Here is a 23,712-nt window from a genome sequence, read left to right as displayed (position 1 = left end):
GGGTGCCACAGGGGCACGCCCCTGGTCCCGTCCGTCACTGCCTGATTCGGCGTGCCTGCCCACGGTGAGCAAATCTAACCGTTGTCACTCTCATTGCACAGGACCTCGAGCCGAACGTGTTCGTTGCCGCGCGAGTCGCAGCCGGCGGAGACGGCGGACGAGCAACGGGTCCGCGGCCAGGGCGTCGGGCCGGTCGACGAGGGCGTTGAGCACCTGGTAGTAGCGCGTCGGCGTCACCCCGAACCGGTCTCGGATCGCCGTCTCCTTGGCGCCCGGTCGACGCCACCAGTGGCGCTCGAAGGTGAGCATCTCGTGCTCCCTGCGCGACAGTTCCCCGCCCGGGACCTGCGCGGAGACCGCCGTGGGGACCTCGAGCCGTGGTGGGCAGACCACTGCCGACGGGTCGTCGCTCATCGCTGATCATCTCCTGCGTCCTCGGCCCCACCGGTGCCCGACGGGGCCGGCGACTGCGACGGTAGCGGCGCCCTCCGACAGTTCCGGGGAGCCCGGGCGGTGTCCCGCCCGGGGCCCGCGACCGGACGTCAGAGGCGGGCGGGGATCACCTCGACCGCCCCCGGCGGCTGCCCGCCCGGGCGTGTCGCAGGAGGTCGACGGTGAAGACCGCCAGCGCCACCCACACGATCGCGAAACCGACCAGGCGCGCGGCCGGCATGGGCTCTCCGTAGACGAACACGCCGATCGCCAGCTGCATCGAGGGCGTGAGGTACTGCAGCAGCCCGACGGTGGACAACGGGATGCGACGGGCGGCGGCCGCGAACAGCAGCAGCGGGATCGCGGTGGCCACGCCCGAGCTCATCAGGAGCAGGGCGTGCCCGGTGCCCGCGTTGGCGAACGTCCCCTCCCCCGGAGTGGGCCACCGCGAGCACGGCGGCCGCCGGAGCGGCGACCAGCGCGGTCTCGACGAACAGCCCGGGCGCCGCCTCGGTCCGGACGAGCTTCTTCATCAGCCCGTAGAGGCCGAAGGTGAACGCCAGCGCCAGCGCGATCCACGGCGGCCGGCCGTAGTCGACGGTCAGGACGACGACGGCGACGGCGGCGATCGCCACGGCGGCCCACTGCAGCGGTCTGAGCCGCTCGCTGAAGACGACGACGCCAAGCAGCACGCTCACCAACGGGTTGATGAAGTAACCGAGCGAGGTCTCGACCACGTGGCCGGAGTTCACCCCGTAGACGAAGACCAGCCAGTTGCCCGCGATGAGGACGGCCGCGCCCAGCAGGACCAGGAGGCGGCGCCGGTCGGTGACCAGCGCCCGCACCTGCGCCCAGCGCCGCAGCGCGGTCAGCAGCAGCCCGATGAACACCAGCGACCACAGGACCCGGTGGGCGACGATCTCCAGCCCTCCGGCGGGCTCCAGTAGAGGGAAGTAGAGCGGGAACAGTCCCCACAGCGAGTACGCGGCCAGCCCGGAGACCACCCCAGGCGACGCTCGTCCACGGCCGCACCGTACGCCGGTGGCCCGGCACTCCCGTCGCCGGTCATGAGCCCGGCTCACGACCGGGTGGCGCTACGGGGTCTGGATGTAGTCCACCAGTTGCTGACGCTCCTCCTCCAGCTCGTCGAGCCGTGCCTTGACGACGTCGCCGATCGAGACGATGCCGACCAGCGCGCCGTCGGCCACGACGGGGACGTGCCGCACACGCTTGTCGGTCATGGTCTGCGCCAGGTCGTGCACGCTCGCCGTCGGCGCGCACGTGTGCACGTGCGCGGTCATCACGCTGGCCACGGGCTCGGCCAGGAGCCCGCTCCGCGGTCGTTCAGCCCGCGGGCGACGTCGCGCTCGGACACGATGCCGTCGATCCGACGGCCGTCGGAGGACACGATCAGTGCCCCGATGCCCTTCTCCGCGAGCAGGGCGAGCGCGGACCGGACGCTCTCCGCGCCGTCGATGGTGGCGACCTCGGGTCCCTTGTGCCGGAGCAGCTGGCTGATCTGCACGGAGCCTCCTCGGAGTTCGGTGCGGGAGTGTGCACCCGGCGCCGCCCAGGAGCAACGGCACGCGGGAGCGGCCTACCGTCATGGCATGACCCGGCAGCGTCCCAACCCGGCGCAGTGGGTCTGGTACGCGCTCGGCGGCGGGCTCCCGCGAGACCTCTCGCCCTGGGTGCTGGCCGATACCACCGCGCCCACCTGGATCTGGCGGCACCTGGCCCGCGCCGTGGTCCAGATGCTGCCGCTGGTCGTCCTCTGCCTGGCCGTCGTCCCCGTGCCGCTCGCCTACCGGTTGTCCGCCGCCGCGGGCGGCCTGCTCCTGGGTCTGCTGTTCTCGATCGCGTTCATGACGGAGACGATCGAGCACCGCGTGGCCAAGGCGGGGTACCCGCCGGGCACGGCGGGGCGGCTGCGGGCCGAACGGGCGGAACGCTCCCGCGTCGAGCGCTCCTCCCCTACCGCCGGGACGGCGCGGGCAGCTTCGACTGACGAAGGACCCCTCTGCCCCCGCCGGCCCCTGCAGGATCCCGCCGCGAGCGCGCGAGCGTTGGGGGCAGGGGTGTTTCGACCTGCAGAGGGGCCGTTCCAGCACGGGTCAGTCGACGCGGAAGCCGATCTTCACGCTGACCTGGAAGTAGGCGACGCTGCCGTCGACCACCTGGCCGCGGATCTCCTGCGCCTGGAACCACTCGATGTTGCGCACGGTCTCCGCGGCCTTGGTGATCGCGTTCCGGATCGCCTCGTCGACGCTGACCGGGCTGCTGCCCACGATCTCGCTCAGCCTGTACACGTGGTCGCTCACGGTGCCTCCTGACGTAGGGCGGACGGTCCCCGCACCTTGGCACGTCGCCGCCCGGCGCGCCTACGTACGTAGTTCCCGCAGCCGCATATACGTCGTCCTACGGATCCGGCGCCCGCCTGTCTTCACGAGTCTTCGAGTCGTTCCCGGACGACCTCGAAGGAGCCCCCGATGACCGCTCTCGCCTACGCCGAAGCCCCCGCCATCCCCGCCCCGCGGCGGGCCGATCGGGCCGACGTCCCGGTCGTGGACCGCGGGCACCTCCTGGCCCTGGCGGCCGGCGACGACGCCGCATGGCAGACCACCGTGCGGCGGTACGAGGGCCTGCTGCGGTCGGCGGCCCGGGTGGTCCTGCGCAGCGACTCCGACGTCGACGAGGCGGTGCAGCGCACCTGGGTGCTGCTGCTCCGCAACGCCGCACGCATCAACGACCCGCAGTGCCTGCCGGGCTGGCTGTCCACGACCGCCCGGAGGAGGCCCTGGCCATCCTGCGGGCGCAGCAGCGGGCCGTCCCGAGCGAGGACGTCGAGGACCACGTCGCCCCCACGATCCCGACCTGGCGGCAGCACTGATCGACGAGGAGCTGCGGCGGGCACTGGACCGGGCGGTGGAGACGCTGCCGGAGACCCAGCGCCGCATCGTGCGCGCGCTGCTGCGGGAGCCGGAGTCCTACGACGCGCTCAGCCAGGAGCTGGGCATCCCGCGGGGCAGCCTCGGCCCGCTGCGCGGCCGGGCGGTCAAGGCCCTGCGGGCGCAGCTCGAGCCGAGCCTGCGCTGAGGGCTACTGCTGGCCGCCGCCCTGCTTTCCCTTCCGCTTCGCGACGACGTGCTGCAGACCCTCGCGCAGCGCGCTCTCGAGCGTGAGGTCCGGGGTGTCGGCGACCACCTGGCGCAGGTCGTCCGCGAGCTGGTCGTCGATCTCGACCGTCTCCTCGGAGTCGTCGTCGCGGTTGAAGAGCGAGAACTTGACGGGCGACATCAGGGTCCTTCCGCGAGGGTTCCGGGTGCTACCGCGACACTCTGGCGGCCAGCGCCGCTGCTTGTCCACGGTTGCTGACCTGCAGTTTGTGCAGGACCCGGGACACGTGGACGCCGACCGTGCGCTCGCTGATGAACAGGCTGCGGGCGATCTGCCGGTTGGTCGCACCGGTGCCGAGCAGCTCCAGGACCTCGTGCTCCCGTTCCGTGAGGCCGTAGGGCCGGTCCTCCGCCGGCGCGCGCGGTGGAGGGGCGGGAGACAGTCGCGACCGGGCGAGCAGCGCGTCGATCTCGCCCAGCAGCGGCGCCGCCCCGAGGCGTCCTGCGATCTCCCGGGCAGCCGACGCCGCGACGGAGGCGCGGTCCCGCCGCTTCTCCGCCACGTGGCACTCGGCCTGACGGAACAGGCAGTACGCCTCCTCCAGGGGACGGTCCGCCGCGCGCCACAGGTCCACCGCCGCCGCCCAGCCCTGGGCCGTCGCCGTGCCGCGCGCGCGGTCGAGCTCGTTCCGGGCCGTCCCGTGGTCGGCCGCGTGCCCCATGTCGTCGTCGGTCGTGGGCGTGAGGCGGTCGAGTTCGGCGGCCAACCGCTCGAGCCGGGCCAGGGCGGCGGGGTCGCTGCGTCCGGGTACGGGGCCCCGCCGGTCGGCCTCGTTGCGCAGCCCGATGACCAGCAGTTCGGTGCGGAAGGCCTTGTCCTGGGTGTGCGCGAGTCGCTCGAGCGCCTCGACCACGGTCCGGTGGCAGCCTGCCCGGTCGCCCTCCTGGGCGAGCAGTGCCGCGGTGACGGTGCCGATGGCCGCGATGACTGTCGGTTCGTCGACGTCGCGCAGCAGGTCCGCGGCGGCCAGGCTGGCCCGGGCGCCCGCGAGATCCCCGTGGCCAGCCGCAGCTCGGCACGCTCGAGGTGCAGGTGCAACCCCTGCCCCTGGGTCACCCGTCCGTCGAGCAGCTCGGCCAGGACCTCCGCGCAGCGCGCGTACTGGCCCCGGCGGCGGAGCATGTTGGTCGCGTTGCAGGCGAGGGCGGAGCCCACCGCTAGTTCGAGGCCGTACTCCGGGAGGATGCGGAGCCCTCGAGCGCTGCGGCGCACGCCTCCGCCGGCATGCCCGAGTACTCGTAGGCGATCATCAGGTTCGCGTAGCTCCGGCAGAGGACGGCACGGTCCTCGACGTCCCGCGCCAGCCGGGCCCCTTCCCGGAGCACGTCCAGACCAGTGGCGTCCCCTGGAAGGCCGCGGCCGCGCCGCGCGTCGTGAGTGCGTCGGCGAGGACCGCGGTCGTGCCGTGCTCCCGTGCGGCACGGACGGCCCGCTCCGCGAGCCCGATCGCGTCATCGAACTCGGCCATGATGAAGGCCGCGCGCGCCTGAGCCCCCAGACCTGGGCGTGGCACGCCGTCACCTCCGGGCCGAGGGCCGTGGCCGCCTGGGCATAGGCGTCCCGGCTCCGGCCCGTCTGACCTGCCTCCCAGAGGAAGCAGCCCAGCCGCTCCAGGGCGCTCGCCCGGTCGGCCGCCGCGATGGCGCGGTCCTGCAGGGCCTCCTCGAGCAGCATCACGGCGGCGGCATGGTCGCCCGCGAGCCGCGCGACGCCGGCCGCCTCGAGGATCAGATCCAGCTCGCCCGCAGCTGCGCCGTCCTGGTGTCTGAACCGCAGCGTCCGCCGGTAGTGCGCCCAGGACTCGGCGTACGCGTTGAGCCGCTGCGTCGCGCGGGCCGCACGGAGGCTCCACTCGGCGGCCATGCCGCCGGCACCGGCAGCTTCCCAGTGGACGCTGACCGCCGCCGCCCGTACGACGTCGTCGGGCCGGTCCTCGGCCAGCGCTCGGGCCGCGCGTCCGTGCAGGTCGCGCCGCTCGAACGGGAGCAGCTGGCCGAGCACCGCCTCGCACATGAGGCTGTGCCGGAACGCGTAGTCCGGTCCCTGGACGACGAGCACGCCGGCGTCGACCGCCTCGCGCACGGCGGCCCCGTAGCGCTCGGGGGCCAGGCCCGACGCCCGGAACAGGTGCTCGTCGGACACCCACAGGCCGAAGACCGCCGCCACGCGCACCATGACGGCGGCATCGGGACCGAGCCGGCGCACGCGCGCGAGCAGCATGTCGGTGACGCGCCGGGAGCCGGGGTCCTTCACCAGCTCGCCGAGCAGGTACGGATGCCCCTGGGTCTGCTCGAACCAGGTGTCGGCGTCGACCGTCTCGTCGCCGGTGAGGGCGGCGACCAGCTGCCGGGTCTCCTCCCGGTCCAGGCGCTGCAGCTCCATGCAGGTCGCGCCGGGCAGCCGGGTCAGCTCGGCCACCGCCTCCTGCACCCGCGGCACGTGGGGGTTCTCGTCGTCGCGCAGGGTGACCACCAGGCTCAGCCCGCGCCGTCGGGCGGTGCACGCCAGGTAGACGAGGAAATCGCAGGTGGTCTCGTCCGCCCACTGCAGGTCGTCGATCACCAGCGTGGTCGGCGACGGTGATCCGCCGGGCGCCAGCGCATCCGCCCAGCGCCGGATGGCCCGCAACCGCTCCTCGGCCGACTGCTCCACGTCGTCGGGGGTGCCGGGCCAGCCGCCGCGCGCGTCGAAGATCTGCTCCAGGGCGGCCAGCGGCAGCGGGTGCCCGGCCAGCTGGAGGCAGGCGCCCTCGATGACCTCGGTGACGGCTCCGGCACGCTCCGCGGCCACGAGCGAGGACTTCCCGACGCCGGCCTCGCCGCAGATGACGACGATGTGACCGGGCTCGGCGAACGCTACGGCGACGGTCGCCCGATGGTGCGCCCGCCCGATGTAGGGGACCCCACCCCGATCACCGGGTCATCCTGCCTGCACCGATCGGCGGCGTCCAGGCTCTTCCGGCCCTTCCCGGGCGCGGTGCCCCGGGGTAGGGAGGCGATGCTGGAGCCGACGAGGGGACTTGAACCCCTAACCGCCCGATTACAAGTCGGGTGCGCTACCAATTGCGCCACGTCGGCGGCGGTCATCGCGATGACCGCACCGATCGTAGGTGTCCTCTGTCGGTCGGGGCCGGTCGGTGGAGGGCCACGGGCCGGCGAAGGCGTCAGGCCGCGTCGCTGCCGGCCGCGGCGTCGCCCTGGGTCGACCTGCCGCGCACGTAGGCGGCCGGATCGCTGCCCGGCGCCGGCCCCTCCGCGAGCCAGCGTGCGAAACCGGCCGGGTCCCGCCGCTCCAGTTCATCGAGGGTCTCCGCCCGCCGCCGCACCAGCGCCTGGCGCTCGACGGGTCCGAGCCGGCCGGTCAGCGCAGCGGAGGTGCGCAGCCACTCGCGGCCCAGCGCCGGCGTCGGCAGCGCCGCCACGGACGACGTCCGCTCGGCCGCGGAGGACGACCGGCCGGCCGCCGGCGGCGACACGGGCAGCCGGAGCACCTCGATTCCGGGCGAGCTCCGGGGCTCGGTAGCGGTCGGTCTGGGCGTCCGGGCCCAGGCTCGTGCCGCACGGTGGCCGAGCCAGGCGACAGCGGCGGCCACGCCGACCAGCACCGCCACCCTCCACCGGTCAGCGTCGTCAGCCCGGCGAGCGCCAGCAGGATCGCCACCGTCCACGACCCCGACTGGACTGCGGCCTCCGCCATCGAGGGGTGGGTCTTCCCGGCGTGTCCCGGGCCAGCCCCACCGCGATGCTGGCCGCGAGCAACCCGGCCACGCCGACGGCCACCAGCCCCGGTCCGCGCAGCCCGAGCCCGCCGATGACGGCGAGGACGGCCAGGCACGGCACCCCGATCCACCACAGCAGCCGGGTCAGGGAACGGCGGACGGGCACGGTCGACCTCCAGGGCGACGCCGGAACAGTGGCTCCTCCCTACCCGCGACCGAACCCTGATGCACGCGGCGGCGCCGGGTCTTCCCTCCGGCCACGGGGGCGAGGAGGCTCGGAGGACGGACGGAACCACCTGACTCCGCGGAGGCACACCGTGACGACGTCGACCCCTTCGCCCCGCTCGACCGGCCCGCCTCCGCGACGGCGGACGAGGTGCGCGCCGCGACGTCGTGGTCGGCGTCGACGGCTCCGAGTGCGGGCTCGGTGCCGTCCGCTGGGCCGTCCGGGAGGCCGCGCGACGCGGAGCCCCGCTGCGCATCCTGCACGCCGCTCCCTACCTCGGGCGCTCGGCTGCCGACGGCACCCCGCCACCCGAGCTCCACCGCGCGCGCCGGATCACCGCCCAGGCCTACACGGTGGCCAGGCACACCGACGCCGGTGTCCCGGCGACCACCGAGGTGGTCCCCGGCGATCCGACCAGCTCCCTGCTCCGTGCGGCGGCGAGCGCGCGGCTCGTCGTGCTGGGCAGTTCCGCGACCGGTGCGGCGGACGAGTTCGTGCGCGCCCCCGTCGCCGTGCACGTGGCCGCCCGCTCCCCGCAGCCGGTGGTCGTGGTGCCACGCAGGCGGACCGGCGACGTGGTGGACCGTCCCGTCGCCGCGGTCCTCGGCGTGGGCGACCGGGACGACGACGAGGCCGTGGCCACCATCGCTGCGGAGGCCGCCGGACGCTCCGGCGTGGGCCTCGTGGTGCTGCAGACGCGACCGCCCAAGCGCGCCGTCGCGGGCGGCTGGGTCGACAGCGACGAGGAGTGGCAGCGGCGGTACCCCGAGCTGCGCGTGTCCCGCACCGACCTCCCCGCTCCTCGCGGCGACCAGCTCCTCGGCGCCACCTGTCCGGCGCCGCTGCTGGTGATCAGCGCGGGCAGCGGCAGCCTGCTGCACCGGGACCTCGACGGTCCGCACCGCTGGCTGCTGCGGCATTGCACGTCGCCGATGGTGCTGGTCCCGCCGTCCCATCGGCGCGACGAGGAGCCACGCGAGGAGATCATCGCCATCGGCTGATGCCGCTCCCCGGGTCAGCGCACCGGCCCGGCGCGACTCCCCGACGCCAGTTCCTCCGTGGCGGACCTCGGCTCCCGGGTGGCCGTCGTCCTGGTCGCGGGCACAGCGCTCGACCCGTCGGCGGACGGTTCTCCGGGCTGCGACAGGACCGCCCGTGCCGCCCAGCTGCTGGTGCTCGTGGGCCTGCTCGCCGCAGAGCTCCTCGCCGTCGGGTCCATCACCGATCTGATCGCACCGGGCGCCGCGACCGACTCCACACCGAGTCGGGTCGTCCAGGAATCTCACAGGGGCCCACAGCGCTGAACCAGAGCGCGCGCCCACAGTGGAGCCAACGGCAGCCGAACGGGCTGCTCGCGAGGAGGACACCGACGTGACTGAGCACGGACAGCCCACCGTCCCGGGGGCCGGCAGCGTTCCCGGGGCCGCGCCCCGCCCGGGCGAGCCGCAGGACCGCACCGCGACGACGCAGTTCCCGTCCTACGGGTACGGCGCTGGCTCGCCGTGGGCGCCACCGCACGCCGCCACGACGCCCCAGCCGCCGTCCTACCCCGGCCACGGCGGCTACCCGACTCCGTCGCCCGCCACCGAGACGGCCACCGTGGCCACCGCGGCCGCTCCCGCGTCCCCGCGCACCGGGCGGCTCCGGATCGGGCTGGCCGGTCTGGTGGCCGGCGCCCTCATCGGCGGCGGCGCCGGAGCGGGCGTCGCCGTCCTGGCCGACGACCCGGCCGCCACGTCCGGCACGGGCGCCGCCGCGCAGACCGTCGTCATCGAGAACCCCGAGAGCGCCACGACCGCCACCGCCGCGGCCGCGAAGGCGGCGGCGAGCGTGGTCACGGTGTACGTGACGGGGAGCTCCGGCTCCGGCAGCGGCTCCGGTGTCGTCCTCACCGGTGACGGCTACGTCCTCACGAACAACCACGTCGTCGCCGGAGGGGTGGCGCCAGCGCGGTGCAGGTGCGGACCTCCGACGGCACGCTCTACGACGCCGAGGTCGTCGGCACCGACCCGGCATCCGACCTCGCCGTCCTGCGGCTCGACGGCGCCGACGACCTGAGCCCGGCGACCTTCGCCGACTCCGACGACGTGCAGGTGGGCGACGTCGCCGTCGCCATCGGCGCGCCACTCGGTCTGGCGAACACCGTGACCGACGGCATCATCAGCGCGACCGACCGCGCTGTGGCCACCGGCTCGACCCAGGACGACGCCACGGTGCTCGACGCCCTGCAGACCGATGCCGCGATCAACCCCGGCAACTCCGGCGGGGCGCTGGTGAACGCCGCCGGCGAGGTGATCGGCATCAACACCGCGATCGCGACCGTCGCCTCCGGCGTGCCGGGATCGCAGTCGCAGAGCGGCAACATCGGCGTCGGCTTCGCCATCCCCAGCAACACCGCGGAGCGCATCGCCCGGGAGATCATCGAGACCGGGTCGGCGACCCAGGCATTCCTCGGGGTCCGGGCGCAGACCGCTGCCGACGACCAGAACGGCGAGGTGGGCACCGGCGCGGAGATCGTGACGGTGGACCCGGGCACCGCCGCTGCCGACGCCGGCCTCGAGGCGGGCGACGTCGTGACGGCCGTCGGCGACCGGCCGGTGACCACCTCGACCGAGCTCACCGCCGCGATCCGCAGCCACGCACCGGGCGAGACCGTCGAGCTGACCGTCCGGCGCGGCGACCAGGAGCGGAGCGCCGACGTCACGCTCGGCTCGACCAGCTGAGCCGGACGGTCTCCCTGCAGGGCCCGCGCCGCGAGCGTGCCAGCGGTGCGGGGGCAGGGGGCCGCTTCTCTACGCTCCTACGGGTGCCGGACTCCGTGACCGCTTCCCTCGCCGGGTCGCTCGACGACCTCGAGCGCGCCCGCGACCTCGCGCGGATGAAGCGGCTGGCGACCGGGTTGTTCCTGCTCGCCGCCGTCGTCTTCCTCGTCTGCGTGCTGGTGGGCGAGGACACCGGAGCCTGGGTGGGCTACGTCCGCGCCACGGCCGAGGCCTCGATGGTGGGCGCGCTGGCCGACTGGTTCGCCGTCACCGCACTGTTCCGGCACCCGCTGCGGCTGCCGATCCCGCACACCGCGATCATCCCGCGCAAGAAGGACCAGATCGGCGAGAGCCTGGGCACCTTCGTCCAGGAGAACTTCCTGACCCGGGCGGTCGTCGAGGAGAAGCTCACGACCGTCGACGTCCCCGGCCGCCTCGGCGGCTTCCTCGCCGCGCCCGGCCGCGCAGAGCGCCTCGCCGGTGACGCCTCCGCCGTCCTCACGTCGCTGACCTCGCTCCTGCGCGACGAGGACCTGGAGCCCGCGGTCGCGGGACTCGTCGACCGCAAGCTGCACGAGACGCCCGCCGCCCCGGTGCTGGCCCGCGTCCTGGAACTCGTCGTGGAGGGTGACCGGCATCAGGAAGTGCTGTCGGCGGCGCTGCGGCTGCTGGCCCGGTTCCTGCAGGAGAACCGCCTGGTCTTCCGGGCGCAGCTCGGGGACGCCTCCCCGCGTGGGTGCCCGACTGGGTGGACGACCGCGTCTTCGACAAGGTCTTCGCCGGCCTGCAGGGCTTCCTCGACGAGGTGGGCGACGATCCCCGGCACGAGCTCCGGCGCTCCTACGACGCCCGGCTGCGGGTCTACGTCCACGCGCTCCGGACCGACCCGGACACCGCCGCACGCGTCGAGGACCTGAAGAAGGAACTGCTCGAGCACCCCGCGGTGCGGGCCTGGTCGGGCTCGCTGTGGCGGAACGCGAAGAACGCCGTCCTCACCGCCGCCGCCGACCCGGACTCGGAGCTGCGGGCCCGGATCGCCGGCCTCATCGCCGACGGCGCCCGTCTGCTGCAGACCGACCCCACGGTCCGCGAGCTCGTGCAGCGGCACACGCACCGGATCGCCGGGGCCCTGGTCGAGCGGTTCTCCGGCGACCTGGCGGAGCTGGTCAGCAGCACCGTCGCCCGCTGGGACACCGAGGAGACCAGCCGCCGGATCGAGCTCCAGGTCGGCCGCGATCTCCAGTGGATCCGCGTCAACGGGACCGTCGTCGGCGGCCTCGCCGGCCTGGTCATCTACACGGTCGCCCAGCTCCTGGGCTGAGCCCGGCGTGATCAGGTCTCCTGATCGTTCTGTGTCCTACCTCAGCACCGGTGGCGAGGTAGGACCCTGAACGATCAGGTCCCCTGATCATCCGCGGCGGGCTGCGGCGGCGGCGTAGAGGGCGATGCCCGCCGCGACGCTGACGTTGAGGGACTCGGTGTCGCGGTCGATGGGGATGCGGACGACGACGTCGCACCGCTCCCGGACCAGTCGCGACAGGCCCGTGCCCTCGGCGCCGACGACCAGCGCGACCGGGTCGGCGAAGCCGTCGAACTCGTGCAGGTCCACGTCGCCGTCGCCCGCCAGACCAACGGTCATCAGCCCCGCGTCCTGGTAGGCGCCGAGCGTGCGCGCCAGGTTGACCGCACGGGCCACCGGGATCCGGGCTGCGGCGCCGGCGCTGGTACGCCACGCCGACGCCGTCATGCCCACCGCCCGACGCTGCGGGACGACGACGCCGTGCGCGTCGAAGGCGGCCGCGGACCGGACCACGGCACCGAGGTTGCGCGGGTCGGTGACCCCGTCCAGCGCGACGATCAGCGGCGGCCGGCCGGAGTTGGCGGCCAGGTCGACCAGGTCGTCGGGGTGGGCGTAGTCGTAGGGCGGCACCTGCAGGCCGATGCCCTGGTGCAGCGCGCCCTGCGACATCCGGTCGAACTCGGCCTTGCCCACCTCCAGCAGCGGCAGCCCCGGTCGGCGGCCAGCGCCAGCGCCTCGGCGATCCGCTCGTCGGTGCCGCGCTGGTTGTCGCCGGTGACGACGTACAGCGCGTTCGCGGGGATCCTGGCGCGCAGCGCCTCGACCACCGGGTTGCGGCCGAGCAGGAGCTCCGGCTGCTCCTCGGACTTCGCCCGGGCGCGGGCCCGGTCGGCCCGCTGCCGCTGCTCGGCCGCCGCCCGCCGCTGGGCGGGGTGACCGGGGCGCGCCTCGGCGGGTGGGGTGGCACCGCGCCCGGCGAGGGATCGGCGGTTCTTGCCCCCGGTCCCGGCGGTCGCCCGCTTCTTGCCTGCGCCGTCGCTCCGGCCTCGGCGCTGGCTGTTGCCCGCCATCAGCGGCTCAGCTCCCATCGTGGTCCATCAGGGGTGTCCTCGACAGAGACGCCGAGGGTGGTGAGCTGGTCGCGGATCGCGTCGGCGGCGGCGAAGTCCTTGCGTGCCCGCGCGGCCTGCCGCTGCTCCAGCGCCAGCGAGATGAGTCCGTCGGTCACTTGGGTGAGTCGCTCGTCGCCGCCGGCGGTCGACCACCGCGGGTCGAGGGGTCGAGTCCGAGCACCCCGAGCATGGCCCGCACCGACCCGAGGGCCGCCGCGACAGCCGCGTCGTCCCCGTCGGCCAGGGCGGTGTTGCCTTCGCGGACCGTCTCGTGGATCACGGCGACGGCCGCCGGGGTGCCCAGGTCGTCGTCGAGGGCCGCGCTGAATTCGTCGGGTAACCGGTGCTCGCCTGCGTCGTCCACCCGCTCGGCGGCCCGCTTCACGAACGACTCGATCCGCCGGTAGGCGACGCCGGCCTCGGCGAGCGCCTCGTCGGTGAACTCGATCGTCGACCGGTAGTGCGGGGCGATCAGGTAGTAGCGCAGCTCGACCGGACGCACGCGCTGCACCACCTCGTCGACCAGCGCGGTGTTCCCCAGCGACTTGCTCATCTTCTCGCCGCCGAGGGTCACCCAGCCGTTGTGCAGCCAGTACTGGGCGAAGCCGTCACCGGCCGCCCGCGACTGGGCCTGCTCGTTCTCGTGGTGGGGGAACCGCAGGTCCAGGCCGCCGCCGTGGATGTCGAACTCGGGCCCCAGGTAGCGCTCGGCCATGGCGGAGCACTCCAGGTGCCAGCCGGGCCGGCCGCGCCCCCACGGAGTCGGCCACGACGCGGTCTCCGGCTCTTCGTCCTTCGCCGCCTTCCAGAGTGCGAAGTCGCGGGGGTCCCGCTTGCGTTCGTCGGTGTCGGTGTCGGCCGCGGGCTCGAGGCTGTCCAGCTTCTGGCCGGTCAACGCGCCGTACTCGGGGAACGACCGCACGTCGAAGTACACGTCGCCGTCGACGGCGTAGGCGTGACCGCCGGCGATGAGCCGGTCGATCAGGGCGACCATGTCGGGGACGTGCCCGGTCGCCCGGGGCTCGTAGGTGGGCGGCAGGACGCCGAGGACGTCGTAGGCGCGCGTGCAGGCGAGCTCGTTCCCGTACGCCCAGGCCCACCAGGGAACGCCGTGCGCGGCCGCCTTCGCCAGGATCTTGTCGTCGATGTCGGTGACGTTGCGGACGAAGGTGACGTCGAACCCGCCGGCGACCAACCAGCGGCGCAGCACGTCGAAGGCGAGCGCCGCGCGGACGTGGCCGACGTGCGGAGGGCCCTGCACTGTGAGGCCGCAGACGTAGAGCGACGCCTGACCGGCACGCAGGGGCGTGAAGTCGCGGACCGCGCGGGCGGCCGTGTCGTACAGGCGGAGGCTCACTGCCGGGAGTCTACGGAGTACCGGCGGCCGCTCATGCCTGCGGAGAGATGCCCTCCCCGTCCGGACCACCAGGGCGGTGGCGACGGCGGCCCGGCCTTCCCCCGGCCGGTGAGCCCCAGGCCGTCGGTCGTGGTGGCCGCCACGCTCACCGGGGCGCCGAGGGCGGCCGACAGCGCGGCCTCGGCCTCGGCCCGGCGGGGGCCGAGCTTCGGGGTGTTCGCGACCAGCTGGACCGACGCGTTGCCGATCTCCCAGCCGAGCGCGGTGACCACCTCGCGCACGTGCTCGAGGACGGCGATGCCCGCGGCCCCGGCCCATCGGGGGTCGTCGGTGCCCAGCAGACCGCCGATGTCGCCCAGACCCGCGGCCGACAGCACGGCGTCGGTCAGGGCGTGGGCCACCACGTCGCCGTCGGAGTGGCCGGCGCAGCCGTAGGCGTCGGGCCAGTCGAGACCGGCGAGCCGGCAGGGCCGTCCGGCCACGACGGGGTGGACGTCGGTGCCGATGCCGACCCGGGGCAGCTGGGTCACCGGCGCACCTGCGCTTCCGCCGTCCGGAGGTCGTGCGCCACGGTGACCTTGGCGGCCCGCTCGTCGCCGTCGACGGTGAGCACCGGGATGCCGGCCGCGCGCACCACCGCCGCGTCGTCGGTGAGATCGGCGTCCGGGGAGAGGTCGGCGTAGGCGGAGGCGAGGACCGCTCGATCGAAGCCCTGAGGCGTCTGCACGCGGCGCAGCTGTGCCCGGGGCGGGGCGTCGGTGATCAGGCCGTCGCCATCGACCACCACGGTGGTGTCGGCGACCGGCAGGGCCGGCACGACGGCCGGGTGGCCGGCCCGTAGCGCGTCGAGGACCCGGCGGACGAGGTCGGGTGGCGTGAGGGGGCGGGCGGCGTCGTGGACGAGGACCAGCTCGGCGTCGGGACCTGCCGCGGCCAGTCCGGCCCGGACCGACGCGGTGCGGGTGGCTCCGCCGTCGGTCAGCCGGACGTCGGCAGGGAGCGCGGCCGCGAAGGCGTCGCGCTGGCCCGCCGGCGCGGTGACGACGATCTCCGCCACCCCGCCGGCCCGGAGCGCCTCCACCGACCAGGCGACCAGCGGCCGACCGGCGAGCGGGACGAGCGCCTTGGGCACATCGGCCCCAGACGCAGACCACCCCGGCCGCTGCGACGATGCCGACAGCGTGCACGGGAGTGGTCCGGGTGTCTCTGTGGAGCTGGATGCTCGTGATGCCTGCGCGCAGCGAGCCGGGGCTCAGCTGGCGAGGACCTCGTCGAGCAGGACCTCCGCCTTGTCCTCGTTGGTGCCCTCGGCGAGCGCGAGCTCGCTGACCAGGATCTGGCGGGCCTTCGAGAGCATGCGCTTCTCGCCGGCCGAGAGGCCGCGGTCCTTGTCGCGCCGCCAGAGGTCGCGCACGACCTCGGCCACCTTGTTCACGTCGCCGGAGGCCAGCTTCTCGAGGTTGGCCTTGTAACGGCGCGACCAGTTGGTCGGCTCCTCGGTGTGCGGCGCCCGCAGCACCTCGAAGACCTTGTCGAGGCCTTCCTGGCCCACGACGTCGCGGACACCGACGATCTCTGCATTGTCGGCCGGAACGCGCACGGTCAGGTCGCCCTGAGCGACCTTCAGCACGAGGTAGGCCTTCTCGACGCCCTTGATGGTCCGCTGCTCGATCGCCTCGATGAGCGCGGCGCCGTGGTGCGGGTAGACGACGGTCTCGCCAACAGTGAAGCCCATGTGGATGTGACCCCTTTCGCTGCACCCAGGTTACCACGGCAGACTGACCAACGGATCGGGATCGGGCAGTAAATATGCAGGTCAGCGGCCTGGTGACGTGGTCGAGAGGGGTTGACAGAGCGTGACGGATGTGCCTCCGCGGCACCAGCCGACGGCGGCGACGGTGCGCGCGATGGTGCTCGCCACGCACCTGGGACCGACGCTCGCGGTGACCACCGTGGCCACCCTCCTGGCGGTCTCGACCGGCATGCCGGCGGGACGGGTGGTGCTGCTCTTCGCGGCCGTCCTCGCAGGTCAGGCGTCCATCGGGTGGAGCAACGACTGGCTCGACGCCGACCGCGACCGCGCCGTCGCGAGGGCAGACAAGCCGGTCGTCCAGGGGCGGTGGCGCCCGCCGTGCTGCGCTCGTCGGCGCTCGGCGCCGTCGTCCTGGCGACCGTGCTGTCGCTGCTCCTGGGGATCGTGCCCGGAGTGCTGCTGCTGGTCCTCGTGGCCAGCGGATGGGCCTACAACGCCGGGCTGAAGCGCACGGCGGCGTCCGTGGTGCCGTACGTGACCGGTTTCGGCGCTCTCCCGGCCGGGGTCGTCGCGGCGGCGCCGGGCACGCCGACCGCTCCCTGGTGGCTGGTGGCGGCCGGCGGCGCGCTCGGGGCCGCTGCGCACCTCGCGAACGTCGCGCCCGATCTGGAGGACGACCTCGCCACGGGGGTGCGCGGGCTGCCCCACCGGCTCGGCGCGCAGGTCTCGGCGGTCACCGGCGCCCTGCTCCTGGGCGGCGCGACGCTCGTGCTCGTCCTGGGCCCGGACGGACCACCGGCGGCCGCCGGCTGGATCTGCCTCGTCCTGGCGGTGCCCGCGGTGGTCGTCGCCGGGCTCGCAGGCACCCCGCGGTTCCGCAGGTCTGCCTTCCCGGCGGTGATGCTGCTGACCGTGCTCGACGTGGCGCTGCTCCTGATCGGCGGCGCCGGGGTCACCTGACTACGGCGGTTCCGCGCCCCGGAGCCGTTCCTGCCCGACCACCGCGGGGAGGTTCGCCAGCCGGTCGAGGCAGCCGCCCCGGTAGTCGCTCATCCGGGCGCGGTGGCCGGCCGTCGACCGGCCACCGCCCGCCTCGTCAGTCGCGGCCGTTGCCCCTGGCTGCGTTCCCGTTGCCGTTGCTGTTGCCGCCGTTGCCGTTGGCCGCACCGCCCCCGGTCGCGCCGCCGTTGCTGTTGCTCCTGCCGTTCCCGCGGTCCGTCGTGGCCGTCTGAGTTCCGACGTCCGTCGTCGGTTCCGCGATGGGCTCGGAGATCGGCACCTCGGTCGACTCGTCGAGCACGTCGAGGTCGACGCCGTCCTCGGCCAGCTCCTCCTCGCTCACGCCCTTCCGCCCCGCCCACTGGCGGACGACGGAGCCGAAGTTGCGCCCCGTGGCCCGGAGCTCGTCCTTCAGGTCGGGGTCGTGGGCGCCTGCGGTGACCCATGCGCTGAATGACCCGTAGCCGTCCGGCCCTCGGCGGCCCAGCTCTCGACGTCGAGGGCGTCGGCGGGGACGACGTGCTCCTCGACGAGCGGCGCCTCGGGCAGGGTCTCCTCCTCGGTCGGCTCCGCGGTCGACTCCTCGGTCGACTCCTCGGTCGACTCCTCGGCCGTCTCCTCGTCGCCGGCGACGACCCCTCCTCGGACGTGATGCCGACGACGCTGGTGACGGTGTCCTGGACGTCCGCTCCGAGGACACCGGTGGCACCAGCGCCGGTCGCGACGACGACCACGACGGCCGCGCCGGTGGCGGCCTGGGCGACTGCGCCTGCAGAGAGGAGTTTGGCGAGAAGGGCGGTGAAGATCATGGGAAGGCGTCTCCGTGTCCGGGTGCGGGCCGTCCGGGAGGACGGGCTCGGCTGGTCGGTGAGAAGACCGGTGGCCAGCAGTTCGGCGAGAGCCGCGTTCGGGCGGCCCGGCCGGGTCGCCGTCGCCCGGACCGCTCCCGCGAAGGACGCCAGACCGGCGCCCTCTTCGGGAACGGGCCGGCCGGCGAGGTACGCCTCGAAGGCGTCCTCGACGTCGCGGTCGTCGGCTGCTGTGGTCATCTCACCTCTGTCATCGCCGGGCGGCCGCAGAAGGGTTCGCGGTCGCCCCCACCCGTTCGGAGGAGTTCTCGAGTTCCTCGCGCAGCGCCCGCAGTCCGCGGCGCTGCAGGGCCTTCACGGAGGCCACCGAGCGACCCATGACCGAGGCGACCTGCTCCACGGTCAGGTCGGCCAGCACGCGCAGCAGCACCACGGCGCGCTGGTCGTCCGGCAGCAACGCGCAGAGCCGGTGGACGTCCTGGGCGCCGAACTGCGCGAAGGCGTCGTCCTCGACGTCGCCGCCCAGGTGCCGGAGGAGCTCCGTGTCGTCGTCCGCGACCCGGGGGCGGCGGCTGCGCCGGCGCCAGTCGTCCACCAGCCGCCGGTGGGCGATGGTGAACACCCAGCCGCGCAGCGCCGCCTCGTCCCCGCGGAAGCCGGCCAGCCCGGTGAACGCCCCCAGGAAGGTCTCGCTGGCGAGATCGTCCGGTTCCGCTGCGCCGTGCAGTCGGAGGTACCCCGTGACCGCCGGTGACAGGTCCCGGTACAGCGTCTCGAAGGCCCAGGGCGCGCCGGCCTGCGCCGCGGCCAGGACGTCGTCGAAGGGCGGGCCGGTCGCCATCGGTCCCCTTTCGATCGACTGTTCGTCCCACTCCTGATCGGCAGCCGGGCGACCGGGCTGGACCAGGGCTCCCCGATGGACGACGCGCAGCCGTCGCGCCTTCCCTCCGGGCGGAGCAGTGGGGGCGCCCGTTAGGCTCCGGTCGACTCCGCGTCACCGATCCCGCGGTGACCGGCTGGGTGTTTGCTGGAGGTCGACGGCTGTGAACCGCTCGCTGCGCGCCGCCACTGTGGGCGTGCTGCTTCTCTCCCCGTCGCGCTCTCCGCGTGCAGCGCGGGACAGGTCACCCAGACCGCCACGCAGGAACGCGACAAGGTCGGCGCCATGGCGCAGGTCGGCGACCTCACCGTGCGCGCCGCCGAGCTCGAGAGCCCCCGCGGCGGCAGCTACGAGGCGGGCGACGACGCCGAGCTGATGCTGGCGATCGTGAACGGCAGCCAGGAGGACGACGCCCTGGTCGGCGTGGACGGCGAGGGGTTCGGCGACGTCGAGATCGAGAGCTCGGGGACCGCCACGACCGTGGGCTCGGAGTCCGGCGGCGCTGCCGACTCCGGGGAGATCGAGGTCCCGGCCGACGGCGCCGTGTTCATCGACGGCGACGACGCCTCCATCACCCTCTCCGACCTCGACGAGCCGCTGACGGTCGGGCAGTACCTCGAGCTGACGCTGACCTTCGAGAACGCCGGCGACGTGACGCTCCAGGTGACCGTGGCAACGCCCGACGACGTCCAGGACCGGGGCGAGGCGTTCGACTTCCACCACGAGGAAGAGGGCGCGGAGGAAGGCGCCGAGTAAGCGGCGCGGGAGCGCGAGTCCGCCGACAGCGAGTAGCCGCTCCTCCCCGGAACTGTCGTACCTCGGGGTTAGCGTCGCGGCGTGCCGCCCGCTGGAGTGAAGTCCGCCCGTCCCGCCCACCGCTGCACCGAGTGCGGCTACGCCTCGGCCAAGTGGGTGGGCCGCTGCCCCGAGTGCCAGGCCTGGGGCAGCATCCAGGAGTTCGGCACGCCCGCCGCTCCTCTCCGGTCGGTCGTGGCGGGCCCGGTCACCGCACCGGCCCGGCCCATCGCGCAGGTCGAGCTGGCCGGTGCGCGCGCGGTCCCCACCGGCATCGCGGAGTTCGACCGCGTCCTGGGTGGCGGCCTGGTCCCCGGCGCCGTCCTGCTGGTGGCGGGCGAGCCCGGGGTCGGCAAGTCCACCCTGCTGCTCGAGGTCGCCCACCGGGTCGCCGAGCGGAACGGGCCGGCACTGGTGGTCTCCGGCGAGGAGTCGGCCGGCCAGGTGCGGCTGCGCGCCGAACGGATCGGCGCCCTGCACGAGCGGCTCTACCTGGCGGCCGAGACGGAGCTCTCGGCCGTCCTGGCGCACATCGAGCAGGTCAACCCCACGCTGCTGATCCTCGACAGCGTCCAGACGGTGCGCTCGCCCGGCGACGGCACCGACGGCGGAGCGACCCAGGTCCGGGCCGTGGCGAGCGCCCTCACCGCCGTGTCCAAGAGCCGCGGGATGACGACGATCCTCGTCGGTCACGTCACCAAGGACGGCGCCATCGCGGGCCCGCGGACGCTCGAGCACCTGGTCGACGTCGTCATCTCCTTCGACGGGGAACGGCACTCCACGCTGCGCCTGGTGCGCGCGGTCAAGAACCGCTTCGGCCCGGCCGACGAGATCGGCTGCTTCGAGATCGGTGACGCCGGCGTCGTCGGCGTGCCCGACCCGTCGGCCCTGTTCGTCTCCCGCCGGACGGCGCCGGTTCCCGGCAGCTGCGTCACGGTGACCATGGAGGGCAGCCGGCCCCTGCTGGCCGAGGTCCAGGCGCTCGTCGCGGGCACCGGCGGCGGGGCTCGCCGCGCCGCGCCGTGAGCGGGCTCGACGCCCAGCGGGTGGCCATGGTCAACGCCGTCGTGGAGCGCCGGGGCGGGGTCAAGCTCGCCGAGGCCGACGTCTTCGCCGCCTCCGTGGGCGGGGTGCGGATCGCGGAGCCGGCGGCCGACCTCGCGCTGGCCCTGGCGATCGCCTCGGCCGCGAAGGACCGCGCGCTGCCCGAGGGCATGGTCGCGCTCGGGGAGGTCGGCCTGTCCGGGGAGATCCGCCGGGTCGGCGGCGCCGGCCGTCGGCTCGCCGAGGCCGCGCGCCAGGGGTACACGACGGCCCTGGTCCCGGTCGACGCCGGCGCGGCGCCCCCGGGATGCGGCTGATCGAGGTGCCGGACCTGGGCGCGGCCTTCCACCGTCTGTTCTAGCTCTCTAGAGTCTCGTTAGGGCGCGTCCCCGCGTCCCCGCGCGGAGACCCCGAGCGGGGCCGTCGGTCGCCCCCGACACGTAGACTCAGCCGCCGCACCACTCGACCGTCAGGAGCGTTCGTGCCCACCGAGGTGGACCCCGAGGTCGCGTTGCGCGAGCTCCTCGGCCGCATCGCCCCGGGGACCGCGCTCCGCGACGGCCTGGAGCGCATCCTGGCGGGCCGAACCGGCGCCCTGATCGTGCTCGGGTACGACCGCGTGGTCGAGTCGCTCTGCACGGGCGGCTTCGCTCTCGACGTCGCGCTGTCGGCGACCCGCCTGCGCGAGCTGGCCAAGATGGACGGCGCGGTGATCGTCTCCTACGACGGCACCCGGATCGTGCGGGCCGGCGTGCACCTGATGCCCGACCCGACCATCCCCACCGAGGAGTCGGGCACCCGGCACCGGACCGCCGAGCGGGTCGCCCTGCAGACCGGCTTCCCGGTCATCTCGGTCAGCCAGTCGATGCACATCATCAGCGTGTACGTCGCCGCCCGCCGGTACACCCTCGAGCACCCGACGACCATCCTCGCGCGGGCCAACCAGGCCCTGGCCGCCCTCGAGCGCTACAAGCTCCGCCTCGACGAGGTGGCGAGCACGCTGTCCGCGCTCGAGATCGAGGATCTCGTGACCGTGCGCGACGCCATGAGCGTGAGCCAGCGCCTGGAGATGGTCCGCCGGATCGCCGACGAGATCGAGGGCTTCGTCGTGGAGCTGGGCACCGACGGCCGCCTGCTGGCCCTCCAGCTCGACGAGATGCTCGCCGGCGTCGAGGAGGACCGCGGCCTCCTGGTGCGCGACTACCTGCCCAACGGTGGACGCCGGCCGCGGACGATCGACCAGGTCCTCACCGACCTGCGCGCCCTCACGGCCACCGAGCTGCTCGACCTGTCCGCGGTCGCCCGCTGCTACGGGCTGCCCACCTCCCCCGACGCCCTCGACTCCCCGTCAGCCCGCGCGGCTACCGCCTGCTCAACCGGGTGCCTCGGCTGCCGTCGGGGATCATCGACCGGTTGGTCGATCACTTCGGCGGGCTGCAGAAGCTGCTGGCCGCCACCATCGAGGACCTGCTGGCCGTCGAGGGGTCGGCGAGGCGCGGGCCCGAGGGATCCGCGAGGGCCTCTCGCGGCTCGCCGAGACCTCGATCCTCGACCGCTACAGCTAGGTCAGACGAGGGTGAGCGTGGCGTCCGGCGAGACCTTGGTGTCCAGGCGGGCGCGCAGGAGGTAGCTGCCCGGCGGCGGGTTCACCCGCGGCGCGCTGCAGGTCGGCTCACTGGTCAGGCCACCCCAGACGAGCGGAACGGTGACGACCTCCCCGGGCGCCAGGGTGCGGGGGTCGCTGCTCGCCTCGGGGAAGCAGTCGTTGCTGCCCCACACCCGATTGCCGGCGGAGTCGAGCATCACGATCTCCTGCAGCCCCTTGTCCAGGGCGCGGACGCAGGGCACGGCAGCGACGTTCGCGACCGCCAGCTCGAAGGTGGGCTTGCTGCCGACGGGGACGCTGCCGGGCGTCCGCACTTCCAGCGTGATCATGTCGTCGGTGCAGGGCCCGCCGGGCACTGGGTCAGGGGCGGCCACCGGCGGTTCCGCGACGGTCTCCGCGACCGGCGGCGGGTCGGGGGTGGCGACGGCGGTCAGCGACGGCACCACCCGTTCCAGCGCCGGCTCCGGCACCGCCTCGGCCCCGTCCGACGCCGAGGCGCCTCCGTCGCGGGCGGAGAGCAGCGAGAACGCCAGCCATCCCACGCCGCCCAGCAGCGCCAGCACGACGGCCAGCACCACGACCCGCCGGCGCCAGTAGACGCGCGCGGGCAGCTCGCCGACCGGGTGCCACACGCGGGGAACGGTAGTGGGCGCCGTCGGAGCGGGTCGGGTCGGCACGCCGCTCCCCGGGACGGCAGACTGGTTCCCCGTGAGCAGCCGCCCTCGACGCCCCGCGCGGCCGGTGAGGCGATCGTGGACTGGTACGCCACCGCCGCCCGTGACCTGCCCTGGCGCCGTCCCGGCGTCGACGCGTGGGCGGTCCTGGTGAGCGAGGTGATGCTGCAGCAGACACCCGTCGCACGAGTCGAGCCGGTCTGGCGGGAGTGGATGGCGCGGTGGCCGACGGCGGGGACCTCGCAGCCGTCCCGGCCGCGGACGTCATCCGCGCCTGGGGAAGCTCGGCTACCCGCGTAGGGCCCTCCGGCTGCGCGAGGCCGCTCTCGCCGTCGTGGAGCGGCACGGTGGCGTCGTCCCGGGCGACGTGGCGGCCCTGGAGGCCCTGCCGGGCGTCGGGACGTACACCGCCCGGGCGGTGGCGTGCTTCGGCTACGGGCAGCCGCAGCCGGTGGTCGACACGAACGTCCGGCGGGTTCTGGCGCGGTTGCTCCACGGGCGGGCCGAGGCCGGCAACGCCCGCGCCTCCGATCTGACCGACGTCGCGTCGCTGACGCCGGTCGACGTCCAGCGCGCGACGCGGTTCTCCGTCGCCGTCATGGAGCTGGGAGCGCTGGTCTGCGTCGCCCGCACCCCCGCTGCGGGGCGTGTCCGGTCCGCGACCGCTGCGCCTGGCGGTTGGCGGGCTCCCCGGCACACGAGGGGCCGGCCCGGCGGGTGCAGAAGTTCGCCGGCACCGACCGGCAGGTGCGGGGGCGACTGCTCGACGTCCTGCGGGCCGCGCACGGACCGGTGGACGGGGCCGCGCTGGAGGCCGCCTGGGACGACGCCGTCCAGCGCGGCCGCTGCCTGGACTCCCTACTCACCGACGGCCTGGTCGAGCAGACCGCCGACGGCCACTTCCGCCTCCCTACCTGACCACCGCCCTCCAGGCATAGGTACCTATACGTGCGTTCTGGCCGCAAGAACGCACGTATAGGTACCTATGCCCGGGCGCTGCAGGGCGGGTGGCAGCGAGGTGGACGAACGAAGGGCCGCCCCACCTGTCGGTGGGAGCGGCCCCTGTCG

At 74.4% G+C, this 23,712-nt stretch carries 34 protein-coding genes, 1 tRNA gene and 5 pseudogenes; 18 read left to right on the top strand and 22 right to left on the bottom strand.

Features of this window, described 5'->3' with window-relative positions; genetic code table 11:
* Nucleotides 1-90: 90 nt before the first annotated feature.
* From U6N30_RS01880 to U6N30_RS01860, 4 genes are all read right to left on the bottom strand, one after another.
* Nucleotides 91-414 carry a DUF3263 domain-containing protein gene (locus tag U6N30_RS01880; RefSeq protein WP_324275905.1) on the bottom strand — a complete coding sequence of 108 codons (324 nt, stop codon included), beginning with the start codon at nucleotides 412-414 and terminating at the stop codon, nucleotides 91-93.
* A 128-nt stretch (nucleotides 415-542) separates the two neighbouring features.
* Nucleotides 543-1,436, bottom strand: a complete 894-nt coding sequence (gene rarD / locus U6N30_RS33110; protein ID WP_422678015.1) for an EamA family transporter RarD — start codon at nucleotides 1,434-1,436, stop codon at nucleotides 543-545.
* Nucleotides 1,437-1,526: 90 nt separating this feature from the next.
* On the bottom strand, nucleotides 1,527-1,745 hold the full coding sequence (locus U6N30_RS01865; RefSeq protein WP_324275904.1) for a CBS domain-containing protein: 219 nt from the start codon (nucleotides 1,743-1,745) through the stop codon (nucleotides 1,527-1,529).
* On the bottom strand, nucleotides 1,733-1,957 hold the full coding sequence (locus U6N30_RS01860; protein WP_324275903.1) for a CBS domain-containing protein: 225 nt from the start codon (nucleotides 1,955-1,957) through the stop codon (nucleotides 1,733-1,735). The genes U6N30_RS01865 and U6N30_RS01860 overlap by 13 nt, the downstream gene beginning before the upstream one ends.
* Between U6N30_RS01860 and U6N30_RS01855 the strand changes: the two are divergent.
* Nucleotides 1,854-2,318: pseudogene (locus U6N30_RS01855) on the top strand (DUF5313 family protein); the annotation flags it as partial. The gene U6N30_RS01860 and the pseudogene U6N30_RS01855 overlap by 104 nt on opposite strands.
* A 228-nt stretch (nucleotides 2,319-2,546) precedes the next feature.
* Here U6N30_RS01855 and U6N30_RS01850 read toward each other — a convergent pair.
* Entirely contained in the window at nucleotides 2,547-2,753 is a 207-nt protein-coding gene (locus U6N30_RS01850) for a dodecin (RefSeq protein ID WP_324275902.1), read from the bottom strand.
* 168 nt (nucleotides 2,754-2,921) lie between these two features.
* Here U6N30_RS01850 and U6N30_RS33105 point away from each other — a divergent pair.
* The 3 genes and pseudogenes from U6N30_RS33105 to U6N30_RS01840 all read left to right on the top strand — a co-directional run.
* A pseudogene (locus U6N30_RS33105) lies at nucleotides 2,922-3,167 on the top strand (hypothetical protein); the annotation flags it as partial.
* A 20-nt stretch (nucleotides 3,168-3,187) separates the two neighbouring features.
* The gene (locus U6N30_RS01845) at nucleotides 3,188-3,322 is read left to right on the top strand and encodes a hypothetical protein (RefSeq protein ID WP_324275901.1); all 135 of its coding nucleotides are present in this window, start codon (nucleotides 3,188-3,190) and stop codon (nucleotides 3,320-3,322) included.
* A 35-nt stretch (nucleotides 3,323-3,357) separates the two neighbouring features.
* Nucleotides 3,358-3,528 carry a sigma-70 RNA polymerase sigma factor region 4 domain-containing protein gene (locus tag U6N30_RS01840; RefSeq protein WP_324275900.1) on the top strand — a complete coding sequence of 57 codons (171 nt, stop codon included), beginning with the start codon at nucleotides 3,358-3,360 and terminating at the stop codon, nucleotides 3,526-3,528.
* 3 nt (nucleotides 3,529-3,531) lie between these two features.
* Here the strand turns inward: U6N30_RS01840 and U6N30_RS01835 are convergent, their stop codons facing one another.
* From U6N30_RS01835 to U6N30_RS01805, 7 genes and pseudogenes are all read right to left on the bottom strand, one after another.
* A complete protein-coding gene (locus U6N30_RS01835) occupies nucleotides 3,532-3,729 on the bottom strand; it encodes a hypothetical protein (protein WP_324275899.1) in 198 nt (65 codons plus the stop codon).
* Between the two features lie 28 nt (nucleotides 3,730-3,757).
* Nucleotides 3,758-4,270 carry a helix-turn-helix transcriptional regulator gene (locus U6N30_RS01830; RefSeq protein WP_324278126.1) on the bottom strand — a complete coding sequence of 171 codons (513 nt, stop codon included), beginning with the start codon at nucleotides 4,268-4,270 and terminating at the stop codon, nucleotides 3,758-3,760.
* Nucleotides 4,271-4,766: 496 nt separating this feature from the next.
* Complete coding sequence (locus U6N30_RS01825) at nucleotides 4,767-4,934, bottom strand: hypothetical protein (RefSeq protein WP_324275898.1); 168 nt, start codon at nucleotides 4,932-4,934, stop codon at nucleotides 4,767-4,769.
* A gap of 1,021 nt (nucleotides 4,935-5,955) precedes the next feature.
* Nucleotides 5,956-6,501: pseudogene (locus U6N30_RS01820) on the bottom strand (AAA family ATPase); the annotation flags it as partial.
* Between the two features lie 109 nt (nucleotides 6,502-6,610).
* Nucleotides 6,611-6,686: transfer RNA gene (locus tag U6N30_RS01815), tRNA-Thr, on the bottom strand.
* A gap of 86 nt (nucleotides 6,687-6,772) precedes the next feature.
* Complete coding sequence (locus tag U6N30_RS01810; protein ID WP_324275897.1) at nucleotides 6,773-7,099, bottom strand: hypothetical protein; 327 nt, start codon at nucleotides 7,097-7,099, stop codon at nucleotides 6,773-6,775.
* Nucleotides 7,100-7,238: 139 nt separating this feature from the next.
* The gene (locus U6N30_RS01805; RefSeq protein ID WP_324275896.1) at nucleotides 7,239-7,493 is read right to left on the bottom strand and encodes a hypothetical protein; all 255 of its coding nucleotides are present in this window, start codon (nucleotides 7,491-7,493) and stop codon (nucleotides 7,239-7,241) included.
* Between the two features lie 227 nt (nucleotides 7,494-7,720).
* Here U6N30_RS01805 and U6N30_RS01800 point away from each other — a divergent pair, with 227 nt between their 5' ends.
* The 6 genes and pseudogenes from U6N30_RS01800 (at nucleotide 7,721) to U6N30_RS01775 (ending at nucleotide 11,636) form a co-directional block, all read left to right on the top strand.
* Entirely contained in the window at nucleotides 7,721-8,554 is an 834-nt protein-coding gene (locus U6N30_RS01800; protein ID WP_324275895.1) for a universal stress protein, read from the top strand.
* 57 nt (nucleotides 8,555-8,611) lie between these two features.
* Nucleotides 8,612-8,857: a hypothetical protein gene (locus U6N30_RS01795; RefSeq protein ID WP_324275894.1), complete on the top strand. Its 246-nt coding sequence runs from the start codon at nucleotides 8,612-8,614 to the stop codon at nucleotides 8,855-8,857.
* 67 nt (nucleotides 8,858-8,924) lie between these two features.
* The gene (locus U6N30_RS01790) at nucleotides 8,925-9,611 is read left to right on the top strand and encodes a hypothetical protein (RefSeq protein WP_324275893.1); all 687 of its coding nucleotides are present in this window, start codon (nucleotides 8,925-8,927) and stop codon (nucleotides 9,609-9,611) included.
* A complete protein-coding gene (locus U6N30_RS01785; RefSeq protein ID WP_324275892.1) occupies nucleotides 9,512-10,276 on the top strand; it encodes a S1C family serine protease in 765 nt (254 codons plus the stop codon). The genes U6N30_RS01790 and U6N30_RS01785 overlap by 100 nt, the downstream gene beginning before the upstream one ends.
* 155 nt (nucleotides 10,277-10,431) lie before the next feature.
* A pseudogene (locus U6N30_RS01780) lies at nucleotides 10,432-10,953 on the top strand (DUF445 family protein); the annotation flags it as partial.
* A 98-nt stretch (nucleotides 10,954-11,051) separates the two neighbouring features.
* Nucleotides 11,052-11,636, top strand: a complete 585-nt coding sequence (locus U6N30_RS01775) for a DUF445 domain-containing protein (protein WP_324275891.1) — start codon at nucleotides 11,052-11,054, stop codon at nucleotides 11,634-11,636.
* Between the two features lie 87 nt (nucleotides 11,637-11,723).
* Here the strand turns inward: U6N30_RS01775 and rlmB are convergent, their stop codons facing one another.
* From rlmB to U6N30_RS01740, 7 genes are all read right to left on the bottom strand, one after another.
* Nucleotides 11,724-12,284, bottom strand: coding sequence for a 23S rRNA (guanosine(2251)-2'-O)-methyltransferase RlmB (gene rlmB, locus U6N30_RS01770; protein WP_324275890.1), 561 nt, complete (start codon nucleotides 12,282-12,284; stop codon nucleotides 11,724-11,726).
* Nucleotides 12,173-12,703, bottom strand: a complete 531-nt coding sequence (locus tag U6N30_RS01765; RefSeq protein WP_324275889.1) for a hypothetical protein — start codon at nucleotides 12,701-12,703, stop codon at nucleotides 12,173-12,175. The genes rlmB and U6N30_RS01765 overlap by 112 nt, the downstream gene beginning before the upstream one ends.
* Nucleotides 12,685-12,843 carry a CysS/YqeB C-terminal domain-containing protein gene (locus U6N30_RS01760; protein WP_324275888.1) on the bottom strand — a complete coding sequence of 53 codons (159 nt, stop codon included), beginning with the start codon at nucleotides 12,841-12,843 and terminating at the stop codon, nucleotides 12,685-12,687. Before U6N30_RS01760 ends, U6N30_RS01765 begins: the two co-directional genes overlap by 19 nt.
* A complete protein-coding gene (gene cysS, locus U6N30_RS01755) occupies nucleotides 12,840-14,084 on the bottom strand; it encodes a cysteine--tRNA ligase (protein ID WP_324275887.1) in 1,245 nt (414 codons plus the stop codon). Before cysS ends, U6N30_RS01760 begins: the two co-directional genes overlap by 4 nt.
* The gene (gene ispF, locus U6N30_RS01750; protein ID WP_324275886.1) at nucleotides 14,081-14,614 is read right to left on the bottom strand and encodes a 2-C-methyl-D-erythritol 2,4-cyclodiphosphate synthase; all 534 of its coding nucleotides are present in this window, start codon (nucleotides 14,612-14,614) and stop codon (nucleotides 14,081-14,083) included. Before ispF ends, cysS begins: the two co-directional genes overlap by 4 nt.
* A complete protein-coding gene (gene ispD, locus U6N30_RS01745; RefSeq protein WP_324275885.1) occupies nucleotides 14,611-15,216 on the bottom strand; it encodes a 2-C-methyl-D-erythritol 4-phosphate cytidylyltransferase in 606 nt (201 codons plus the stop codon). Before ispD ends, ispF begins: the two co-directional genes overlap by 4 nt.
* Nucleotides 15,217-15,336: 120 nt before the next feature.
* On the bottom strand, nucleotides 15,337-15,819 hold the full coding sequence (locus U6N30_RS01740; RefSeq protein ID WP_092195384.1) for a CarD family transcriptional regulator: 483 nt from the start codon (nucleotides 15,817-15,819) through the stop codon (nucleotides 15,337-15,339).
* 121 nt (nucleotides 15,820-15,940) lie between these two features.
* On the opposite strand from U6N30_RS01740, the gene U6N30_RS01735 reads away from it, so the two are divergent.
* Together U6N30_RS01735 and U6N30_RS01730 are read left to right on the top strand one after the other, a co-directional pair.
* Nucleotides 15,941-16,342 (top strand): UbiA prenyltransferase family protein, encoded by a 402-nt coding sequence (locus tag U6N30_RS01735; protein ID WP_324275884.1) that lies wholly within the window; start codon nucleotides 15,941-15,943, stop codon nucleotides 16,340-16,342.
* The gene (locus U6N30_RS01730; RefSeq protein ID WP_324275883.1) at nucleotides 16,258-16,797 is read left to right on the top strand and encodes a UbiA family prenyltransferase; all 540 of its coding nucleotides are present in this window, start codon (nucleotides 16,258-16,260) and stop codon (nucleotides 16,795-16,797) included. Before U6N30_RS01735 ends, U6N30_RS01730 begins: the two co-directional genes overlap by 85 nt.
* Nucleotides 16,798-16,933: 136 nt before the next feature.
* On the opposite strand, the gene U6N30_RS01725 is transcribed toward U6N30_RS01730, so the two are convergent.
* Nucleotides 16,934-17,179 carry a hypothetical protein gene (locus tag U6N30_RS01725; RefSeq protein WP_324275882.1) on the bottom strand — a complete coding sequence of 82 codons (246 nt, stop codon included), beginning with the start codon at nucleotides 17,177-17,179 and terminating at the stop codon, nucleotides 16,934-16,936.
* 716 nt (nucleotides 17,180-17,895) lie between these two features.
* Nucleotides 17,896-18,486, bottom strand: coding sequence for an RNA polymerase sigma factor (locus U6N30_RS01720; protein ID WP_324275881.1), 591 nt, complete (start codon nucleotides 18,484-18,486; stop codon nucleotides 17,896-17,898).
* Nucleotides 18,487-18,810: 324 nt separating this feature from the next.
* On the opposite strand from U6N30_RS01720, the gene U6N30_RS01715 reads away from it, so the two are divergent.
* From U6N30_RS01715 to disA, 4 genes are all read left to right on the top strand, one after another.
* Nucleotides 18,811-19,281: a copper chaperone PCu(A)C gene (locus U6N30_RS01715; RefSeq protein WP_324275880.1), complete on the top strand. Its 471-nt coding sequence runs from the start codon at nucleotides 18,811-18,813 to the stop codon at nucleotides 19,279-19,281.
* Nucleotides 19,282-19,362: 81 nt separating this feature from the next.
* Nucleotides 19,363-20,346: a DUF7125 family protein gene (locus tag U6N30_RS01710; protein WP_324275879.1), complete on the top strand. Its 984-nt coding sequence runs from the start codon at nucleotides 19,363-19,365 to the stop codon at nucleotides 20,344-20,346.
* On the top strand, nucleotides 20,343-20,681 hold the full coding sequence (locus tag U6N30_RS01705) for a magnesium chelatase domain-containing protein (protein WP_324275878.1): 339 nt from the start codon (nucleotides 20,343-20,345) through the stop codon (nucleotides 20,679-20,681). Before U6N30_RS01710 ends, U6N30_RS01705 begins: the two co-directional genes overlap by 4 nt.
* Before the next feature lie 164 nt (nucleotides 20,682-20,845).
* A complete protein-coding gene (gene disA / locus U6N30_RS01700; protein WP_324275877.1) occupies nucleotides 20,846-21,994 on the top strand; it encodes a DNA integrity scanning diadenylate cyclase DisA in 1,149 nt (382 codons plus the stop codon).
* Here the strand turns inward: disA and U6N30_RS01695 are convergent.
* Nucleotides 21,931-22,602: a MucR family transcriptional regulator gene (locus tag U6N30_RS01695; RefSeq protein WP_324275876.1), complete on the bottom strand. Its 672-nt coding sequence runs from the start codon at nucleotides 22,600-22,602 to the stop codon at nucleotides 21,931-21,933. The two genes, disA and U6N30_RS01695, sit on opposite strands and share 64 nt — an antisense overlap.
* Nucleotides 22,603-22,978: 376 nt before the next feature.
* Between U6N30_RS01695 and U6N30_RS01690 the strand changes: the two are divergent.
* Both U6N30_RS01690 and U6N30_RS01685 read left to right on the top strand, forming a co-directional pair.
* A pseudogene (locus tag U6N30_RS01690) lies at nucleotides 22,979-23,032 on the top strand (hypothetical protein); the annotation flags it as partial.
* A gap of 329 nt (nucleotides 23,033-23,361) precedes the next feature.
* The gene (locus tag U6N30_RS01685) at nucleotides 23,362-23,562 is read left to right on the top strand and encodes a hypothetical protein (RefSeq protein ID WP_324278643.1); all 201 of its coding nucleotides are present in this window, start codon (nucleotides 23,362-23,364) and stop codon (nucleotides 23,560-23,562) included.
* Nucleotides 23,563-23,712: the final 150 nt, after the last annotated feature.

The sequence above is a fragment of the Blastococcus brunescens genome (assembly GCF_035320885.1).
GTDB classification, from domain to species: Bacteria; Actinomycetota; Actinomycetes; order Mycobacteriales; family Geodermatophilaceae; genus Blastococcus_B; species Blastococcus_B brunescens.
This window is presented reverse-complemented; position numbering and strand designations above follow the sequence as displayed.